This is a genomic window from Methanobrevibacter sp. (assembly GCF_017410345.1).
Classification (GTDB): Archaea; Methanobacteriota; Methanobacteria; order Methanobacteriales; family Methanobacteriaceae; genus Methanobrevibacter.
The window spans coordinates 1-18,580 of sequence record NZ_JAFQQZ010000061.1; the positions used below are offsets into that span (position 1 = coordinate 1).

An 18,580-nucleotide genomic window follows, 5' to 3' on the forward strand; every position below is an offset into this window, starting at 1 on the left:
ACAGTATAAGTACCAGCACCTAAACCAGACAAGACATTGCTATTAACTTCACTGCCATTGACCCAATAAGTCACAGCACCAGCATCACTAGGAACAACACCACCAGTCAAAGTAACAGAATCGCCATAAATAATCTCCTCACTATCAGCACTCAAACTAACAACAGGAGTAGCCTTAGCAACAGTCACATCAACATTAATGCTTACAGCATTATGGTTAGCATCAGGAACAGTAGTCACAACCATAGTGTAATCACCAGCAGGCAAACCAGAAACAGTAATCACACTACCAGAAACACTAACAGCATCAGCAAAACCATCAATAACAGCATTCAAACCAGTAGCACCATCCAAAGTAGCAGTAGCACTGCCAGATTCACCATAAGTGAAACTGATAGAATCAACACTAACACTAGAATCAGCTTTTTCTACAGTATAAGTAGCAATAGACTGTTCAGTTATAGGATTATAGTTAGCTATATTAGCAGATACTTTAACATCATAAGTGTCTGCATCAAATACATCAGGTATATTAAAGTCATTATCACCAGCAACAAGTGTAGCATCATAAGTATTATCGCCGACTGTAATAGTGTAAGCACCAGCAACATCAGTATTTACTACAATAGTGCCTTTCTCAGGATAAGTTACAGTAGTTCCTTGACCAGTGACAGTAATACTACCTGCAATTACTTTGTAATAATTAATAATACCAGTATCAACAGGAATATATGGGTTACCTAAATCAGCAGTAACACTAATTCCATATTCACCTACATTTGATAGAGGAATATTAACACTAGCAGTACCACCATTTTCTGTAACGGTAACAGGATATGTAGTATCACCTACTTTGACACTGTAAGTTCCAGCAATACTAGCAGTAATAGCAACAGAACCAGTGCCAGGATAAGTAACAGTTACATCAGTACTGGTAACAGTAATTGGAACTCTGTCTATATTTATAGTAAGTGGTTGATTATCTACTGTAGCAGTAATGGTTACAGGTTCAGTAATGCTGAAAGTTGCATCAAGAGGAGAACCATATGTTACTGATCCACTTTCAGGGTCAATAGTTCCTGAACTTATGGAGAAAGTAGCATCACGTAAAGGTAAAGTAGAGCCTGAAGGAGCAGAACTACCATTTAATACTAAGGTTAATTCAACAGTAGTGTCATCTTTTTGAGTTAATGCAGCTTGATAGGAATATTGTGGTATTATATACCTAGTACCTGAGTTAGCTACAAATCCATTACTCCAACCATTTTGGCCCCACCAATTATAATTAACATCTGGAGCATAGTTATTAACATAATATATTGCTTGACCACTACCAGATGCGGTATTGTTTACAAATACATTATTATTAATTGTGAGCTTACTATTTCCACTACTAATTCCAGAATAAATAGCTCCCCCACTATTTGAAGCACTATTATTTTTAAATACACATCCAGTGATAGTTACATTACCTGTATTACCTACCCTATTAGTAGTTACTGAAACATAAACTGCTGGACCACGATAACCTCTATTATTTGTAAAGTTACAATTAGAAATTGTAATTATATTTGGATACTCTTGAGAGACGATAACTCCACCAATAGTAGTGCCTGACCTATAAAAATTTTGAAAGTTTATATCATTAAAATTATATGTATAACCATTATAAGTAGTACTCCATGTAGTACCACTAGTATATCCTTGGAGATTAAAGAACCTAGTAACAACACCTCCACCATCAATTGTATAACCGTTACCGTTAATAGTAAAATTATTGGAAATACTGAAACCATTTTGATAATTACTATCAGTAGCAGGGTTATAAACATAATTTCTGTTTAAATTAGCAGTACCAGAGGAGACTGACTCTCTAAGAAAATCATACAAATCACTAAAAGTGCCATCAGGTTCAGCACGTAATGGTTCATCAGAGTCTATTTCAGCTTTCAACACATTCTTCGGATTTACATTATCACTGACAACAGCTCCCTCATCACCATTGTCGGATATTTCTTGTAATCCTGTGCCATCTGATATCACATCAGAATCACCTGAGTCACCGGTATCAGCAACAACGATATCAGTTGACTCGGCATAAATTTCGTCAGAAGTATGTGTATTGTCTACCGCTTGTACTTCATCAACGGCTGCCAGATTGGCATCATCCGTCATTATTGCATCATCGGCTGCACTTGCTGCGCCGATAGCAAGTAAAAGAATAAGCACAAATGATAAAAATACACTTATCTTATTCGATTTTTTCAAAAGAATTCCTCCAAAAAAAGGTATACTTAAATCAGCATAATTTTTAATCAGATAAAATGGGGCATTTAAGCTAAAAAAATTAAAATTATTTCAAAAATAAAAGAAATTTATGAAAAAGATTTCCATAAAGATCCCTTATTCAGAAATAAAAGTTAACTTAAATAACCCACCTTATCTAAAAAAAATATGCTAAAATCTAAAACACACCCCTTTTATAGTCGATTTTTATACGAATATATTATTATATATAATAATATGTACGATTATATTTATATGAAATCATATATAAAATTATTCAATTTTTTTTAAAGATTGTTTAATAAGTCAATACTTAATTTAGTTAAAAACAACCAAAATTCCATTGTTTATATATAAAATTGAACATTATTTAAATTCTGTTTAAAAAATATAATCACTTAATATGGTTACATATAAATTAAAATTACATTTAATAAATAGTCATTGAAAAAAATTGATAATTGTTTAAAAAAAGAACAATTTTTTGAAAAAAATTTAAATTTGATTATAAATTAATATAATAAAAAATATAAAAAATAGTAAAATTAGGGCATTTTATAATCCATTGCAATAATCAGCAATATCCAATTTGAACTTGAATCCTGCTTCACCAAGGATTATGATTATATTGGAATCTGTCTTTAAGGCTGCCTTTACACCTTCAACCACTTGATCTGCACTTGCACCTAATGTGAAATTGGATGCCTGTTCTGGATCAACATCAGTGAATACAAAGGTCTTCTTCAATGCTTCATAGCCAAAGTCAGCTTTTCCATCTTTTGCAGCTGCCAAAAGCTCATCCACTACGAGCCTTGAATCATGGGAAGCCGGCACAATATATTTCACATTGTCCAATGCCTTCTCTAGGATTTCAATGTCTCCTTCATGGCCTGATTCGGAAGTGATTGTAATGACAACGGTTGTGTCACCATAAATCTTAGTGATTTCCTTTAGGATGGTCTCTACACCTGCAGGATTATGGGCATAATCCACCATAACAATCCTATTGTCCATCTTAGCAACAATCTCCATTCTTCCAGCAGTTCCCTTAAAGCTTAAAAGTCCTTTTTGGATTTCCTCATCACTTAATTTTAGGAACCTTCTTGCTGCAATGATAGCTCCAACTGCATTGTAGACATTGTGCAATCCATCAAGGGAAATGGTAAAAGTGGAACTGCCTTCAGGAGATTCTAAAGTGAAGGTTCTTTCCTTAAGGGAAATATCCTTAGCCAAATACATTGGCTTTTCATACTTTATTCCACACTCGCATTCAAAGGTTCCGCAACCTGAAATAAGCTCGTTTATTTCAATGTCTCTGCCACACCAGCATGGTTTGGTAGATACTCTGCATGGCTCATCCTCAAGACCAAAGCTTATTGCATCACCCTTAAAGTCAATCTCTTTGAAAAGGCCAACAATTGTTGGGTCATCACTGTTGTAGATTAATGTACCATCATTCTCTTCAATCCCCTTTACAAGTTCCCCTTTTACTTTAGCATACTCTAAAAAGCTTCTTGTAATAAAATCAGCCTCATCGTTTTCGTGAGGATCCTGCAAATGGTCAACAGTAATGTTTGTCAAAATTCCAAAATTAGCATGAGTCAAGTCTATAATGGATTTCAAACCGCCAGGAGTACCGTCAGTACCTGTTTCCAAAATAGCCAAATCACCATTCAATCTGGTTTGAAGTGATGGAATGAATTCATTGTTTCCTTGCATTCCCTTAAGGTTATGTTCAGAAGGCCTAATTCCAGCGGAATATGCAATATGCTTTAAAAGAGTGGTTGTGGTGGTCTTACCATTGGTTCCGCCAATGCACATTACAGGCTTATCTGGCTTGAATAGCTTAAAGATGTCTCCAAGTTCAATGATCTTAATGTCTCTATTGGAAGCAAGCCTTAAAACCTTAGCATTGGAAGGCATGCTTGGAGGTGGAACAATATAGTCTATCTTTTCAAAGAATTCTTCAGGATGTCCTCCAAAGAATATTTCAATGTCATAGCCTTCAAACGAGGAATAGAATCTGCAATCTTCCTTAGATGAAATATCTGTTCCAACAACAGAATATCCCCTATCCATAAGGATTCTTGCAACCAAGTTTCCTACAACTCCACAAACACCAATTACACCAAAGGTTTTATTTTCTAAATCCAATGAAGCCAATTCTTCATCAGACATAGAAGAGAGCTCTAAACTATTCAATTTAACACCTTCATGAAAAGATAAAAATTAATTAAAAAAAGAAAAAATATCATTACTCCATAATAGAGGAAAAAATTTTGGTCAAGGTTTTAGCCGAAGGGTAAAAGCTTGGCTATTCATATTTTTTACAGCCTTCTTCTAAACCAGTTACTATTTTTTCCATAATTCCTTCAGGATCCTGCATGAGTTGTGGTCCTAAGTGAAGGATAGTGTCTCCAGGTTTAGAATACTTAATGGCTAGTTCTGCACCTTCTTCCATAGTTCCTGCAATTACCTTAACTGCATCAGAGTCTACTGCAGCATCCAGCAATTCCTGTGCAGGTTCCAAGTCAACTCTTTGGTAAACCTCATTGAATCCAGTAGCTACCATTACATTAGCATACTTACCCATAAGCTTACCTGTTTCCTTCTTGTCCCTGTAAGTTGAAGTGTCAAAGTTATCAAGCAATAGGACAAGGCTTCTGTCACCTAAGAAGTCAAGTGCAGCAGTAATACCTTCAATTAAGTAGGAAGCATCAATGTAAACTTCCCTACCGTTATAGTCTCCAATGTATTCCATATGAACTGAAAGTCCCTTGAAGTTTGCAAGTCCTTCCTTGATGATTTCTACAGGCAATCCATAAGCCATTGCAATAGCTGTTGCAGCAACTGCATTCTCATAGTAATAGCTCATCATATGGAAGTCAGAAGTGAAGTTGCCTTTTTTAAGTTCATTGGATTTGTTTCTGAATTTATAAGCGATATCAATAGCGCCTTTGGCGCTGTCACCAATAAAATTACATACTTGACCTTCGCCGATGGCAATTTCCTCAAAGTTTGCCACCTTATCGAAGTATTCGGATTTTTTGGATGGGTCATATCCAGGCAAATCCTTAACCATTGCGTAAAAGATTGCATCAGGTCTTGCTTCTTTTACGGTGTCTTTGCAATGAATGCTTGTAATGAAGTTTTCGCTGTTTTTTGCAATGAACATCTTTCTTTGGGTGTAACGTTCCATTGAACCTCCAAACTCGGACAAATGCTCCTCATAAATGTTTAAGAGTGCCCCTACCTTAAGCTTAAGCTCTGCCATCAAACCTGCAGTACCGTGAGGAAGCTCCAAAACGGCAATGTCTGATTTTTCCGGAATTCCCTTGATGATTCCGTCAACGATGACCTCACTTACAAGGTTCTGGGTCATGGAAGAACAGATCCAAACCTGATATCCGGCGGTTCTGAAGATTTCAGTGACCATATGTGTGGTACTGGTCTTTCCTACACTGCCTGTGATTCCAATGATGTCGATGTCAATGAAGCTGTCTGCCAATCTTCCGAAATCATCATTTGAGAAGACATTGAGATTTGCCTCTTTGACTATCTTGTAAGCCGGAGCATTTTCCGGAACTGTTGGAGATAGGTAAACTGTATCGATTCCTTCAAGATTTGGTTCGAATACGCCTAAATCCAGTTCCACTCCTTCGCTTTCCATAAGTCTTAAAGTCTTTTGAACATCCATATGGAAGTCTTCAATATTCTTGGGATCGGTTATCTTTACCGTGTGGCCAGCATAGTTTAATAATCTTGCAACAGGACGACCTGCATTTCCTGCTCCTACAACAATAACATTCATTAATTGACACTCCTAAAAGGTTTATGTAATTTTATTAGTATTTTTGAATTTTTTAAAATCTAAGAAAATGATTCATAGATTTATATGATATTATTTATTATTCTTATATAACTTAAATGTTATTAAAAAATTAGGCAAATTTGGATAAGATTAGTTAAGAAATAGTTATGAAGAAAAATAAAAATTAAAATAATTATAAACAAAAAAATAAGAAGAATAGAAAAGAATAAATCTATTCGAAATCGAGTAAATTTTCTATATCATTATAGATGACTTTCAATCCGCACATTGAAGGCACGTAATTGGCTGCCTTTGCAGAGTTCACTCCAATTACCTCATAGCCCATCTGTTCGATTGGGGCAACCACCATACAGGTGTCACAGCAGATCTTACCGCCAGCAGCTTCAATGGTTTCAAGATAGCCTAAACGCTTAGCCGCTTCCTTGATATTGATTGAGGTGCATACCCAAAGCTCGTTCTTGATCTTTTTGCCTTTGACAATTTCAGCCACTTCCTTGACCTCCTCAAGGGAAGCGTGCGGACAACCTAAACAGACCAAATCGGCATAACCTTCAGCGGAAGACAATTTTTCTCTTGTTTCTAGAATGTCCTCTTTGGTGATTGTGATTTTCTCATCAACATTAGCAATGTCTGCATTCCTGTACTCTGGAGTGATATCTTCAACATGATACAATGCTACCGCACCAGAAGATGCCAAAGCAGCACCAAGAGCTTTCAGATTGCCGTTTTCAACTTGGTAGGACTTGTTCTGCATCTTGAAGTAAGGGACTCCGTCCTTGACCACTTGCCCGACTGCATATCCTAAAGCACCGAAATCAGCCCTTTCAAGCTCGCATTCCACATCCACAAGCAAACTTGCAGTTCTGTTTTCCTCTAAATGGAATCCATATAATGGGGTCTTTCCTACAATGGCTGCAGCCAATGCCCCAGGACCTCCTTCACGGTTGGTCCTTGCACCGATTACGGAATTCACATAGGCAACTGCAGAAGATTCAGACCAGGAGACATGGTCTCCGAATCTTGGAACATTCCCAATCAGATATGGGGTGCATGTACAGGTTGTGCTTATTCCAAGAGCACCATAGGCATTGCAAATATCAACTTGCTTTTTGGCAAATTCCGGTGGAAAACCGAAATCCTCCCAATTGTCAAGGTCTGTTCCGGCAGGGTTCAATGTTGCTGAAATTGTTGCGATTCCACTTTTATCGCTAATTGTGCCGTTTTCATTATAGATGATTTCAGCAGTGCTTGCAAGGTCTTCAAGATATTCAAGTCCTGCCTGACCTATGGTCTTGTAGGATACACCAGACACTTGCGCGGATTTGATGTCTACAAACTTCTCTGCACCGTAAATGTCTCCCAAAGCAATCAGGATATCCATACTCTTTCTAATGGTCTCCCCATATTCACCATTAGCCATTTTCTCTTCTTCTTTAGTTAAAAACATAAAATTCCCCGGTGTTTATGAATAAAAAATTAATATAAATTGATTGAAAAATTGATTAAAAATGGAAATTGAAACATAATTTGATTTTAAAGCACTTCAAAGCCTACAAGCTTTATATGATTGGAAACCAATTCAGGATCTTCATCAATCGGTTCGGACAATTTGGTAGTTATGTATTTCTTGTTGTCATCCGGAAATACAGTGGCTATCTTCAAATCGTCATTGTCCATTATTACACTTGCCAAGAAGTTTGCACCGCTTGAAATTCCGATACCTAAACCTAATTCCTGAGCTATCCTTTTGGACATGTTGATTGCATCGTAATCGTGAATGAGAACAATGTCATCAATCAATTCCTCATCAACGATTCCTGGAATGAAGTCATCTCCAATTCCTTCAATCATATGGCTTCCTTCATCCATTCCCATCTTAAGAATGGACAATGTGCTTGGCTCCAATGCAAAGACTTTGGCATCAGGATTATGGTCCTTCAATCTTTTGCCGATTCCCATTAGGGTTCCGCCGGTTCCAATTCCTGAAACAAAGGCGTTTACATCTGGAATTGCATCAATGATTTCCTGACCTGTAGTCATGTATTGTGCCTCCACATTCAATTCATTGTCAAACTGAAGAGGCTTGTAGGCACCTATCTCATCTGCAACTTCATCCACTATCTCAAGAGCCTTCTTGAATCCTCCATCCTCTCTGGATACCAAGTGAATCTTAGCGCCATACATTTCAATGAGCTTACGCCTTTCAAGGGAACACCAATCAGGCATGAAAATATGAACCTCATGGCCGAAAAGCGCACCGACAGCACTGAAGGCAATTCCAGTGTTGCCGCTTGTAACCTCTATGATAGGCTGGCCATCCTTCAAGTTGCCTCTTTCCTTTTCCTTTTGAATGATGTATAAGGCTATTCTGTCCTTTATGCTTCCGGAATAGTTGTAATATTCAACTTTAGTGTAAATGCTCCCTTTCTTTCCTTCATATTCATAATCAATCTTTATCATTGGTGTATTGCCAACTAATTTATCAACATTCATAAGAGTCCTTCCAATTAATGATAAAATAATAAAAAATTAATTTAACTAATCATCAGTTTATTAATATAACATTATAATTTATGTATTTTAATTATAAAAAACTTTTTTAAAAATAGGAATGGAAATTTGAAATTTTGTATTCTAATTATAAACTTTTTGAAAAATTAAAGAAAAATAGGTTTAAAAAAATAGCAATGATAGATAAGTAAAAAAATATTTAAAAACAGAAAAAAAAGTTTATTCAAAGTTTTTTTTTAAAAATAAGTTAAAAAAGAAAATAGCTAAGAACAATCTTAACTATTTAATTGAGCTTCAATAGCTTGGTCAACTAAATGTAAGAATTGATCCTTAGCTTCATAAGGTATCATAGCGCCAGCTGCTATGTCGTGTCCGCCACCTTGCCCGCCGAAGTTAACTGCGACTTCACTTAATGCTTTGCCTAAATTAACTCCACGTGCAACCATTGGGCGTGTTGCTCTGCCGGAAACCTTAATATCCTTATGCAGTCTGGACAATCCTAAAATAGGCTTATCGTCATTTAGGATTTTAGCAGACATTCCAACACCTGCAATTGTTCCCATAATGCTTTTAAGAACCTTGTCCTCACTATAGAGATACTGAATGTAATTCAATTGTTGGGCGCCTTCACGGCTGATCCAATCAAACCCTTTAGTAAGGTCGTTCCTATAAGTCTTCTGAAGATCGAGAGCCTTATCCAAAGACTCTTTCCTCTCACCGAGAACAATGCTAAGCGCCAATCCATACTCCTTGTTTTTACCACAAGCATCCAAGATTGCAGAATATTCCTCTAAATTACGTAAGACAGGATGCTCACGAGGAACACTGTAAACGTCCCCAAATATTTGAGGATTTACCTTTACAAGTTCATCTTTAACAACATCCTTTTCCTCATCTTCCAATTCAATGAACTTAATGCCATAGGAAACACCCATCTTTTCAAGGAGTTCCTGAGACTTCTCCAAGCTTCCAGTCAATCCTGGAAGTGGAGGGTTCAAGGTATAAGCGATTGATTTGAATAAAGGCTCTTGTGCTTTAGAGACTATCTTCAAATCTTCATGGATTTCTAGATTGCCTGCCTCTTGACCGTCTTTCAATATTAATTGATTCACACCGATAAATCTGTTCTGGCACTGCATATCGCCAAAAGCACCAATAAGCGCCATATAAGCTAAATGCTTCTTGCCCATGTCTCTGACCGCCAGATAGCTGGAACCTGCCCCGCTTATTTCACGACTTCCGTCAACGCCAAACAAGTGGGGATTGACATGAACAAGATTCTCTTTAGGCTCATGGGCACTTGGCTGGTGATGGTCTGCAACAATGACATCGGCCTTTAGGGAATTGAGTTGCTTGATGCAGGCACTGCCCATATCTGAAAAAACATACAATTCATATTTTTCCTTTGCAACATCCCTTATGACATCACTCTTTAGACGAGGAACAATTGTTATGTGGAATTGTCCTCCCTCTTCCTTGATGGCATTGGCTATAACACCTGCTGCTGATATTCCATCAGCATCATTATGAGAAATTAGTCTTATAATGTTATCATTTTCGATATGCTCCTTAAGCATATCTGAAGCTTCGCATCCTCTACTTAATAGAGAATCAAATTTTTCATTGTCTCTATTTAACGAGAAGTGCTGCTTTTGTTGGATCGTATCTCCATCCTTCTGGTAATTGGCCATTCTTTGCATAGTATCTACCTAATCTACGGATTCTAGATTCAATGATAGTTAATCCTCTTTTACCATGAAGGTCTTTTGGGTTTTCTTCTAAGTGATCTCTGATATTTACTGCTCTTCTGATTAAATTCATTAAATCTTCAGGGTACTCTTCTGCTTGTCCGTTTCTTTTTAAGATTTGGGTAATCTTTTCACCAGTGACTTCTTTGACACTAGGAATACCGTATTGGTCTCTTAAAATTACTCCGATTTGACTTGCAGTTTTACCTTCTCTTTTGAATTTTACAATAAATTCTTCGATTTCTTCATTAGAATATGCGATCCATTCTGGTCTTGCCATAAATATCCTCTCCAATAAGTTTTTTGATTATTTATAGTAAGGTCCTTTGTAAAATAATCATTAATGAAAAATTAATGAAAAAACTATTTCAAGATAATCATTTACAATGCTTTGAAAAAATTATACAAAGAATAATCCTTAACAATTCATTAAAAAAAATTATCTTAAGAATAATTTTTATAAAAATGATCATTAAAAAATTATTTTAAATTCAAGTTTGAAAAAATCTTTAAAAAATTATCCAGGCCTAACCTAAATAAAAACAATAAGTTTTCAAATTTTATCAATTAAACTACAGTAAAACAAGCAATTTAGATTAAATTGCCTATGATAATTTTGTTAATTAAAAGATATCTGAAAAATTTATTGCTCATCATCTTGGTTTACATACCAGTTGATAAATTTTTCTAAAGAATTTCTTCTATGTGAATACTGGTTTTTCTCTTCTGTAGTAAGTTCTCCAAAGGTCTTGCCTTCTTCCTCTATTATGAATAAAGGGTCATATGCAAAACCAAGATTGCCTCTTTCTTCAAAAGCTATTTGACCTTCGACACGCCCTAAAAAGACCTTGGGCTCAGAATTGGGTGTGCAATAGCCAATAACTGACCTGAATTCAGCGTATCGATCGTCAACTCCATCCATAAGTTTTAATATGTTTTGGTTTCCAAGTGAATTCTGAACAAATTTAGAATAGGTCCCTGGAAAATCGTTTAAAGCTCTTATGAACAAACCAGCGTCTTCCACAATCACAGAGCGATTTAACTCTTGGCAAGCATATTTAGCACCGAATCTTGCCACATCCTCAAGGGTTCCCTGAGGTTCCATGTAGCCTAGATCAATATGCTCAAGTTCAACACCAAAAAGTTTGAAAATATTCTCTGCTTCTTTTACTTTATGTTCGTTCCCAGTTATAAATGTTATCATAGTTTTTATTATATAAAAAAGTTTTAATATATTTATCTGAAAAATTGAAACAAAATTTCAAATTAAAAAAAAAATAGTAAATACTAGTGAAAAAACTTTTGGTCAAGGTTTTATTGGCCGAAGGCCAATAAAAAGCTTGTTTTAGTGAGTATATCTTCCCCTACCTTCAATTTCAGCAATCTTATTTGCCATTTTAGATTGATTGTCTCTATCGTAAGCTTCCAAAATCCAAGTGAATGTTTCAGTAGCTATATCATAATCAATGCTTTGGAATGATTTCTTCAATACCAACAAATCAGCTGCCTTGTCTTCAAGCAAGTCAGAGTATTTGCCCAATCCAAAGTCGAAAATAGCTAAATTATCATTGACATTGTCTAAATTTTCATCGATTAGAATCATGTTTGAACCTGTCAAGTCACCATGAATGATGTCTCCATCATGGAATGCCTTGATGTTTTCACCAATTGCAATTGCCAATTCCTTTCTTTTCTCATCATTGATGTTTGACATGACGTCCTTAACCAAAGAGCCATTGATCTTTTCCATGACAATTGATTTCTCCTCAAAGTCGACATCGTATAAAATAGGAGTCCTCACACCGGTCTTCTTAACGTCCGACAGTATCTTTGCCTCGCTTTTGGTTCTAAGCTTTCTGATTTTGTTGTCTATCTCTTCAATCCTGTAGGATTTTGAAACCCTGTTCTTTACAATTGCTTCCCTTCCAAGCCAAGTCGCCTCATAAATGTCAGATTCGGCTCCTTTGGCACGAAGCTCCTTAGGAAGATTCAACCTTTCCTTTCTATTGTCGACCCATGGGGCATCCACTTCATCGGTTCTGAATCTTTGGATGATGTTTGTGTCCTCTATTTTAAGTGGGCCATATGCCTTATACATCAATTGGCCGAGCCATGCAATCATCACACCATTGTCACCGGAGTATTTCATCTCAGGCATGTAAAATTTGGCATAGTGCTCCTCTGCCATAATCTGCATCATTTCCCTAAGCCTGCTGTTTGCGGAAACTCCACCGCATAATAGAACCTCATCCTTTTCAGTATGGGCAAGTGCCCTTTCAGTCACTTCAACCAGCATTGCAAAGGCGGTTTCCTGAAGTGAAAAGCAAATGTCCTCTATCCTTTCGCCATTCTTATGAGCTCTAAGCGCTGCACTGAGTAAACCTGAAAATGAGAAATCCATACCCTTTACGACATAAGGCAAGTCAATATATGAACCATCCTTAGCCAATTTCTCAACGACCGGCCCTCCCGGATGGCCAAGACCGGTTTCACGGCCAAAGTGATCCAAACAGTTTCCAATGGCTATGTCCAATGTTTCACCAAAGATTCTGTATCTTCCGGATTCATATGCAATCACTTGACTGTTTCCTCCGCTTACATAAAGTGTTACTGGATTACGAGCGCCAGTATCCAATTTTCCTATTTCAACATGGCCAATGCAATGATTAACACCAACGATTGGAACATTAAGGCTCAATGCAAGAGTTCTTGCGGAAGTGGCAACTGTTCTAAGTGCAGGGCCAAGTCCAGGCCCCTGTGAAAATGAGATGAAATCAATATCCTTATAGCCAATTCCTGCCTCTTCCATAGCCTGTGGAATGAGTTGAGGAATCCATTTGGCATGATGTTCAGCTGCCTCTCTTGGATGTATGCCTCCCTCTTCCGGATACAATTGCTTTCCAGCCATGGCCAATACATTGCCATCACTGTCTACAATTCCTATTCCAGTCTTTTCCGCAGTTCCTTCAATTCCTAAAGATATCAATTTCAATGCACCATTCATAAAAATTTTCAATTAAAATCAGATAATTGACATTAATGTAATCAATCAATTATTTAAAATAATTTATTAACATACATTTATATAATTTTTATCCATAATATATTTATAGAAATGATATGATTAAACTTATCAAAAAAATTAATGAAAATAATAATTTAAGATGATAAAATGATAGAAGGACTAAAGACTTACGGATCAGATAAATTAGTGAAAGAGCTTCCAAAATTTAAAAACCCTATTTTTATTTGTACAATAGCTACAACTGAAACCTCCAGGATTCCGGGACTTACCGGTGCTGGAGCAACTCCAGAATTAACAAAATACACTCCTGCTGGAGATGCAGAACTTATCCTGGAGGGTGAAGTTAAATGCATGAGCGACATTCCACAAACAATAATTGGAGAGGTTGTGACCCCTACTCCATCAATGATTACAAAAGGTTCCCTTGCACTTTGCGATTGTCCTGTAATGGTTCTTGATGCAGGAAGCGAAATAAAGGCAAACTCTGATGTCTTTGACATTAGCGACGGCAAATGGGGTAAGGATATCCGTAGCGGAAAAGCTGTGGAAGACCCTGAAGGGCTTTTTGAAAAAGGATTTGAACTTGCTGAAATATTATCTGAAAAGCATGACTACATCGTGATTGGAGAAAGCCTTCCTGCAGGTACAACCACTGCCCTTGGAGTTTTGGTTGGACTTGGCTATGATGCAAAAGGAAAGGTCAGCGGATGCATGGACACAAACCCTCATGAGATGAAAAATGCAATCGTTGAGGAAGGACTTAAGAATGCAGGATTGGAAGAATCCAAAGACAATGATCCTTTCGATGTGGTGAGGGCTGTTGGAGACTGCATGCTTCCGGCAGTTGCAGGAGTAATCATGGGTGCAAAAGTCCCTGTTGTATTGGCAGGTGGAACACAACTTACTGCAGCCTGCGCTATTGTAAAGGCATTGGATCCTGATTTTGACTTCTCAAACTGTTGCCTTGCAACTACCTCATTTGTGGTGAAGGATGACACTGCAGACATTCTCGATATCATAGATCAAATCGGAGACATAACCGTAAATGCAGTAAACCCTAACTTTGAAATATCCCGCATTGAAGGCCTTAAAAACTATACCCAAGGATTCATTAAGGAAGGTGCGGGCGCTGGAGGAGCAATGTTCCTGGCCCTTATGTTAGGAAACAGCATTGATGAAATCAGGGAATCAATTGAAGATGCCTGCAACTAATTGATTATTCTTTAAAATAGCAAAATAATAGTTAAATCATTGATTTGGTTTAACTATATTTTTTTGAAATGGAAAATAGTTTGTAATCATTAAAACAAATGTGAAAATTAAAAAAATAGGCCTTAAGCGAACTGAAATAATATTAATAGAAAAATACTAAAAAAAGAAAAATAGAAAAAAGAGAAAATAGTTATTCTTGAATAGAGATAAATGCTATTTTTCCACCTTTAATAACTTTTAAACCTTCACCATCATCCAAAACTAAGTTTAAAAAGTTATCGATGGTAATTATTTTTCCTTCTACTTCTTCCCAGTTTTTTAAACCAATGAGAACATCTTTGCCTTTGAATCTGGCAAATTGTTTATTTACTTGGAAATTGTCACTCATTATATAGCCTCATAAAATTATAAAATAAAATTTAATAGATATTTATTATTAATTTAAGTAATAATACTATTTATCCTTAATCCATTATAAACTTATTTAATGATAGAATTGAATTGGAACTGGTAAATTAAATATGATCAATCAGTTTAAGTTCAATTCATGCAAGATTTTATCTCTTTCTTCTCTAAGCTCTTTTAAAAGCTTTTCATCATTGCATCCTTCTTTTTCCAATTTTGCTAAAGTGTGTGTTACAGCTTGCAATGTTGCTTCAAGTTGATTTACAGACATTTTTATCTCCTCAAATTTTTTAGAAATTGAATTTCAATTATAATTAATTCTATTATGTATCTTATGTTATATATTGTTTGTGTATTATGAAATAAAATTAAATTTTCATTTGAAAAATCTTATTTGTCATACCACTCTCTTAAGGCATCCAAATCATGACCCATGTCCAATATCAACGGAGTCAAGGTAGGCAAATTCTCTTCCAGGATGATATAGTCATCGGTATTTTCAGGATTGTCCATATACAAATCCCCATTGATCCAATAGTAAGGCCTTCCTCTAGGGTCTATTCTCTCTTCAACAACAGGCTCATACATCCTAACTGCCAATGGACAGATGACAGGCTTGTATGAATGAGGGTTTTCAGGAACATTCAGATTCAATATGTCAACCCCTTCCGGAAATCCATTATCAATGATCTTTTGAATAAGGTCTCTTAAAACCCTTTGACTTGATGAAAAGTCAATTTCAATATGCCCTTCCTCAAACTTGATGTCATCACTTGGAATATGCTGGCTTACTGCAATTGTTGGGATTCCCAATGATGCCGCCTCACTTGCAGCCCCTAAGGTACCTGAGGTTGAAAGCTCTCCCTTACCGGTATTTCTACCGGTATTTATTCCGGAAATCACCAAATCAGGCTTTTCATCCATAAGAGCATAAATGGCAATGGTAACCGCATCGGTCGGAGTGCCTGAAACACCATAACCAGTGGTTCCATCTCTCAAATTGGTCTCATAGACTCTAAGAGGGTCAAATAGAGTCAATGCATGACCGATTCCACTTTGCTGCTTGGTTGGTGCGACAACATAAGTTTCCCCAAACTCATCTGCAACCTCCTTTGCAGCCAAAATACCGGAGGCGTCTACGCCATCATCGTTAGATAATAATATTTTCATATGAATCATCAATAAAAATTAGATTGGAAATTTGATAGATTGTTTCATCAAAATGTTTAAAATAAAAAAAGAAGGCAATTATGGATTGCCTCTAAAATTATTTATTAGCGGAAATCAATCTTCTAGCCGCTCTCATATCGTTATTGTATATGTGACCGGAAGTTGAATGGTAATGAAGACCGCCGAAGTTTAATTTCTCTCCCATAATCTCCTTGTTCACTTCCTCTTTCATCTTAATTCCAATATAGGTTATGAAAAACATGTTGGAATAAAATGCTCCAAAGATGTCATTGGAACGGAAGAAACAGTGAATGGTAAGTTCTCCATCCCTTACAAGAATCTGCAATACCTGAAGGCATGGAATGTCTTCCCTATCCCCATCCAATGCAGGATCGATTGTGACAGCTACTGCACGGTTACTTCCTGTAGCGGTCAGGATCCTTTGCTTCATGGTTTCGAATTGGTCCACACCGAAATGCTCCAATATACGGTTAGGGTAAGTGTAGACAAAACCCTGATCGTCCCTTATTTCAAAGGACTTTACATATTCATACAATGCATCACCTTTGATAGGGCATGAAGGAATGTCAAATCTGCCGCTTTTAATCTCTTCCAACATCAATTCAGGAGTCATGTGCTGATATTTTGCCCTGAATTTCAAATCCAATGGATCATCAATATAATAATAATTACCAAGACTTTCCTTTAAATGATGATCGCTGTCCTTATAGGTTTCCTTACCTTCCTTTAAGATTTTTTCAACAAAATCCAAGTAACATTGACCAATAGATAACATAATAAACGATTCCTTAAAATTATAATTAAAACAATATGAAATTAAAATAATCCATAAATTTTAGATTATTTCCTTATTATATATTATATGATTTCATGATTATAAAATTTTTTATTATATCTAAAAATTTTCTAAAAGTTAATTAAAATTAATAAAAATAGAGATAATATTAGAAAAATTTAATAAAAATTATATATTGAGAAAATATAAATATATTATATTAAAATTAAGATAAGGTGAAACCGTGGAAAAGCCACAATTAGTGAATTTTATAGCTAAAGTTCTTGAAGATTCTGGCTTTAAAGTCTATAAAAATTTTAAGACATCCCAACAGGTTGTAGACATTTACGCAATCCTGCAAACATCCATGGGTGATTTTGGTCTGGTCGTTGCATGTAAAAACTACGACAAGGACTGGGAAGTCGGAATCGATGTTTTAAAGGAAATGGAAGTCATCGGCAAAAAGCTTAGGGCATCTAAAGTTGCCGTTGTGACCAGTTCCGGTTTCTCATCACAAGCAAAAAGATATGCTGAAGAGAGAAAGATAAAACTGATCGACAGGAACAACCTTGTTACTTTAGCTAAGAAATATTCAAACAAAAACAAGGAAACAAAACCAAGATTAGACCGTAGAGATAGGTTGACAGACATTGATAGCGATTCATTCTATCATAGAGATGTCAACAGGGATTATATTGACAACACATCAAATTATAGCAGCGCTTATGATTATGATGACAGGTCATACAATAGGCTCCAAGGGGCTTATGAAGGCTACGAAGAGTATGCTGAAGACATGGAATATTATGAGGATGAAGTCGGCGGTTTGGAATTGAGCCATTACGATGAATACGATGATGACTTATACCGTGCCGAGTTCCTGAACAAGACTCCTAGAGACAACTATTCCGGTCCGACCAGCTCATTGTTCTCAAGCCGTCAACAGCAAGCTCCAAAAAGAAGAAGAGTTCCTTCCCTTTCAAGAAATGGAATGAACAATTCCCTCAGCCAAAGAAGAAGCAGCCCTCAAAGCAAACATAGATTCATGTCTTCTTCAGAAAACGCATTAAGCAATTATGGAAGCTATGTTCCTCAAAAGCCAAGCAAGCCTATTATGGAGATTCTAAAACCTATATTGGCCAATCCTATAGCAGCCGTTGCGGCAGTGGTCATTGTTGCATATCTGATAGGATTTATACTTGGAAAAATGATAAGAGTGCCTACAGGATACTTAGGCATTGCTGAACTGATAATAGCATTGATATTATCATATGGAATTGTAATATATTCCGATAGAGAAGCGGACATTTTAGTAAAAGGAACAGTCATATTCTTTATTTCATTAATAATAATTATGATATTGATTGTTGCCTTCTAAAAGTGTTTTTTCACTAAAAGCGTTTCAACCAAATCTTAATTTAATTTTAAACCACCATTTTTCTTTTTTTCTTTTTTTAAGTTCTATTTTTTAAACTCTAAAATTACATTTAATTCTATTTTTTACGAACAAAATATTGAAAAATAATTATGAAAATAGCTAAAAATTTTAAAAAAAAGAGTGGATGAAAATTGCGAAAATAAAAAAAAAGTTGAGAA

General features: G+C 36.1%; 15 protein-coding genes. 2 read left to right on the forward strand and 13 right to left on the reverse strand.

Annotated elements, in window-relative coordinates; genetic code table 11:
• From IJE13_RS08250 to IJE13_RS08290, 9 genes are all read right to left on the reverse strand, one after another.
• Positions 1–2,267 (reverse strand): hypothetical protein (locus tag IJE13_RS08250; protein ID WP_292779290.1); only part of this gene is annotated, 2,267 nt, incomplete at its 3' end.
• A gap of 573 nt (positions 2,268–2,840) precedes the next feature.
• Positions 2,841–4,487: a Mur ligase family protein gene (locus IJE13_RS08255; RefSeq protein ID WP_292779293.1), complete on the reverse strand. Its 1,647-nt coding sequence runs from the start codon at positions 4,485–4,487 to the stop codon at positions 2,841–2,843.
• Positions 4,488–4,599: 112 nt separating this feature from the next.
• A complete protein-coding gene (locus IJE13_RS08260; protein WP_292779295.1) occupies positions 4,600–6,096 on the reverse strand; it encodes a Mur ligase family protein in 1,497 nt (498 codons plus the stop codon).
• Between the two features lie 232 nt (positions 6,097–6,328).
• Positions 6,329–7,564: an aconitase X catalytic domain-containing protein gene (locus IJE13_RS08265; RefSeq protein WP_292779298.1), complete on the reverse strand. Its 1,236-nt coding sequence runs from the start codon at positions 7,562–7,564 to the stop codon at positions 6,329–6,331.
• An 86-nt stretch (positions 7,565–7,650) separates the two neighbouring features.
• A complete protein-coding gene (locus IJE13_RS08270; RefSeq protein ID WP_292779301.1) occupies positions 7,651–8,610 on the reverse strand; it encodes a PLP-dependent cysteine synthase family protein in 960 nt (319 codons plus the stop codon).
• 293 nt (positions 8,611–8,903) lie between these two features.
• Positions 8,904–10,205: a DHH family phosphoesterase gene (locus tag IJE13_RS08275; RefSeq protein WP_292779415.1), complete on the reverse strand. Its 1,302-nt coding sequence runs from the start codon at positions 10,203–10,205 to the stop codon at positions 8,904–8,906.
• A gap of 52 nt (positions 10,206–10,257) precedes the next feature.
• Positions 10,258–10,656, reverse strand: coding sequence for a 30S ribosomal protein S15 (locus tag IJE13_RS08280; RefSeq protein ID WP_292779303.1), 399 nt, complete (start codon positions 10,654–10,656; stop codon positions 10,258–10,260).
• A gap of 363 nt (positions 10,657–11,019) precedes the next feature.
• Positions 11,020–11,580 carry an XTP/dITP diphosphatase gene (locus IJE13_RS08285; protein ID WP_292779305.1) on the reverse strand — a complete coding sequence of 187 codons (561 nt, stop codon included), beginning with the start codon at positions 11,578–11,580 and terminating at the stop codon, positions 11,020–11,022.
• A gap of 141 nt (positions 11,581–11,721) precedes the next feature.
• Positions 11,722–13,380, reverse strand: coding sequence for a bifunctional N(6)-L-threonylcarbamoyladenine synthase/serine/threonine protein kinase (locus IJE13_RS08290; protein WP_292779418.1), 1,659 nt, complete (start codon positions 13,378–13,380; stop codon positions 11,722–11,724).
• Positions 13,381–13,548: 168 nt separating this feature from the next.
• Here IJE13_RS08290 and cobT point away from each other — a divergent pair, with 168 nt between their 5' ends.
• Positions 13,549–14,613 carry a nicotinate mononucleotide-dependent phosphoribosyltransferase CobT gene (cobT, locus tag IJE13_RS08295; protein ID WP_292779308.1) on the forward strand — a complete coding sequence of 355 codons (1,065 nt, stop codon included), beginning with the start codon at positions 13,549–13,551 and terminating at the stop codon, positions 14,611–14,613.
• A 190-nt stretch (positions 14,614–14,803) separates the two neighbouring features.
• Here the strand turns inward: cobT and IJE13_RS08300 are convergent, their stop codons facing one another.
• From IJE13_RS08300 to IJE13_RS08315, 4 genes are all read right to left on the reverse strand, one after another.
• On the reverse strand, positions 14,804–15,001 hold the full coding sequence (locus IJE13_RS08300) for an LSM domain-containing protein (RefSeq protein WP_292779312.1): 198 nt from the start codon (positions 14,999–15,001) through the stop codon (positions 14,804–14,806).
• Between the two features lie 141 nt (positions 15,002–15,142).
• Positions 15,143–15,289, reverse strand: a complete 147-nt coding sequence (locus tag IJE13_RS08305) for a hypothetical protein (RefSeq protein WP_292779315.1) — start codon at positions 15,287–15,289, stop codon at positions 15,143–15,145.
• A gap of 119 nt (positions 15,290–15,408) precedes the next feature.
• The gene (gene surE / locus IJE13_RS08310) at positions 15,409–16,188 is read right to left on the reverse strand and encodes a 5'/3'-nucleotidase SurE (RefSeq protein WP_292779318.1); all 780 of its coding nucleotides are present in this window, start codon (positions 16,186–16,188) and stop codon (positions 15,409–15,411) included.
• A gap of 97 nt (positions 16,189–16,285) precedes the next feature.
• Positions 16,286–16,984, reverse strand: a complete 699-nt coding sequence (locus IJE13_RS08315; RefSeq protein ID WP_292779321.1) for a thymidylate synthase — start codon at positions 16,982–16,984, stop codon at positions 16,286–16,288.
• Between the two features lie 244 nt (positions 16,985–17,228).
• Between IJE13_RS08315 and IJE13_RS08320 the strand changes: the two genes are divergently transcribed.
• A complete protein-coding gene (locus tag IJE13_RS08320; RefSeq protein ID WP_292779324.1) occupies positions 17,229–18,362 on the forward strand; it encodes a restriction endonuclease in 1,134 nt (377 codons plus the stop codon).
• Positions 18,363–18,580 lie beyond the last annotated feature (218 nt).

Bases quoted from the DNA above. Each gene is read 5' to 3' on its own strand.
- IJE13_RS08260 (WP_292779295.1), bottom strand. From the start codon at position 6,096: ATGAATGTTATTGTTGTAGGAGCAGGAAATGCAGGTCGTCCTGTTGCA.
- IJE13_RS08265 (WP_292779298.1), bottom strand. From the start codon at position 7,564: ATGTTTTTAACTAAAGAAGAAGAGAAAATGGCTAATGGTGAATATGGG.
- IJE13_RS08270 (WP_292779301.1), bottom strand. From the start codon at position 8,610: ATGAATGTTGATAAATTAGTTGGCAATACACCAATGATAAAGATTGAT.
- IJE13_RS08275 (WP_292779415.1), bottom strand. From the start codon at position 10,205: ATGCTTAAGGAGCATATCGAAAATGATAACATTATAAGACTAATTTCT.
- IJE13_RS08280 (WP_292779303.1), bottom strand. From the start codon at position 10,656: ATGGCAAGACCAGAATGGATCGCATATTCTAATGAAGAAATCGAAGAA.
- IJE13_RS08285 (WP_292779305.1), bottom strand. From the start codon at position 11,580: ATGATAACATTTATAACTGGGAACGAACATAAAGTAAAAGAAGCAGAG.
- IJE13_RS08290 (WP_292779418.1), bottom strand. From the start codon at position 13,380: ATGAATGGTGCATTGAAATTGATATCTTTAGGAATTGAAGGAACTGCG.
- cobT (WP_292779308.1), top strand. From the start codon at position 13,549: ATGATAGAAGGACTAAAGACTTACGGATCAGATAAATTAGTGAAAGAG.
- IJE13_RS08300 (WP_292779312.1), bottom strand. From the start codon at position 15,001: ATGAGTGACAATTTCCAAGTAAATAAACAATTTGCCAGATTCAAAGGC.
- IJE13_RS08305 (WP_292779315.1), bottom strand. From the start codon at position 15,289: ATGTCTGTAAATCAACTTGAAGCAACATTGCAAGCTGTAACACACACT.
- surE (WP_292779318.1), bottom strand. From the start codon at position 16,188: ATGAAAATATTATTATCTAACGATGATGGCGTAGACGCCTCCGGTATT.
- IJE13_RS08315 (WP_292779321.1), bottom strand. From the start codon at position 16,984: ATGTTATCTATTGGTCAATGTTACTTGGATTTTGTTGAAAAAATCTTA.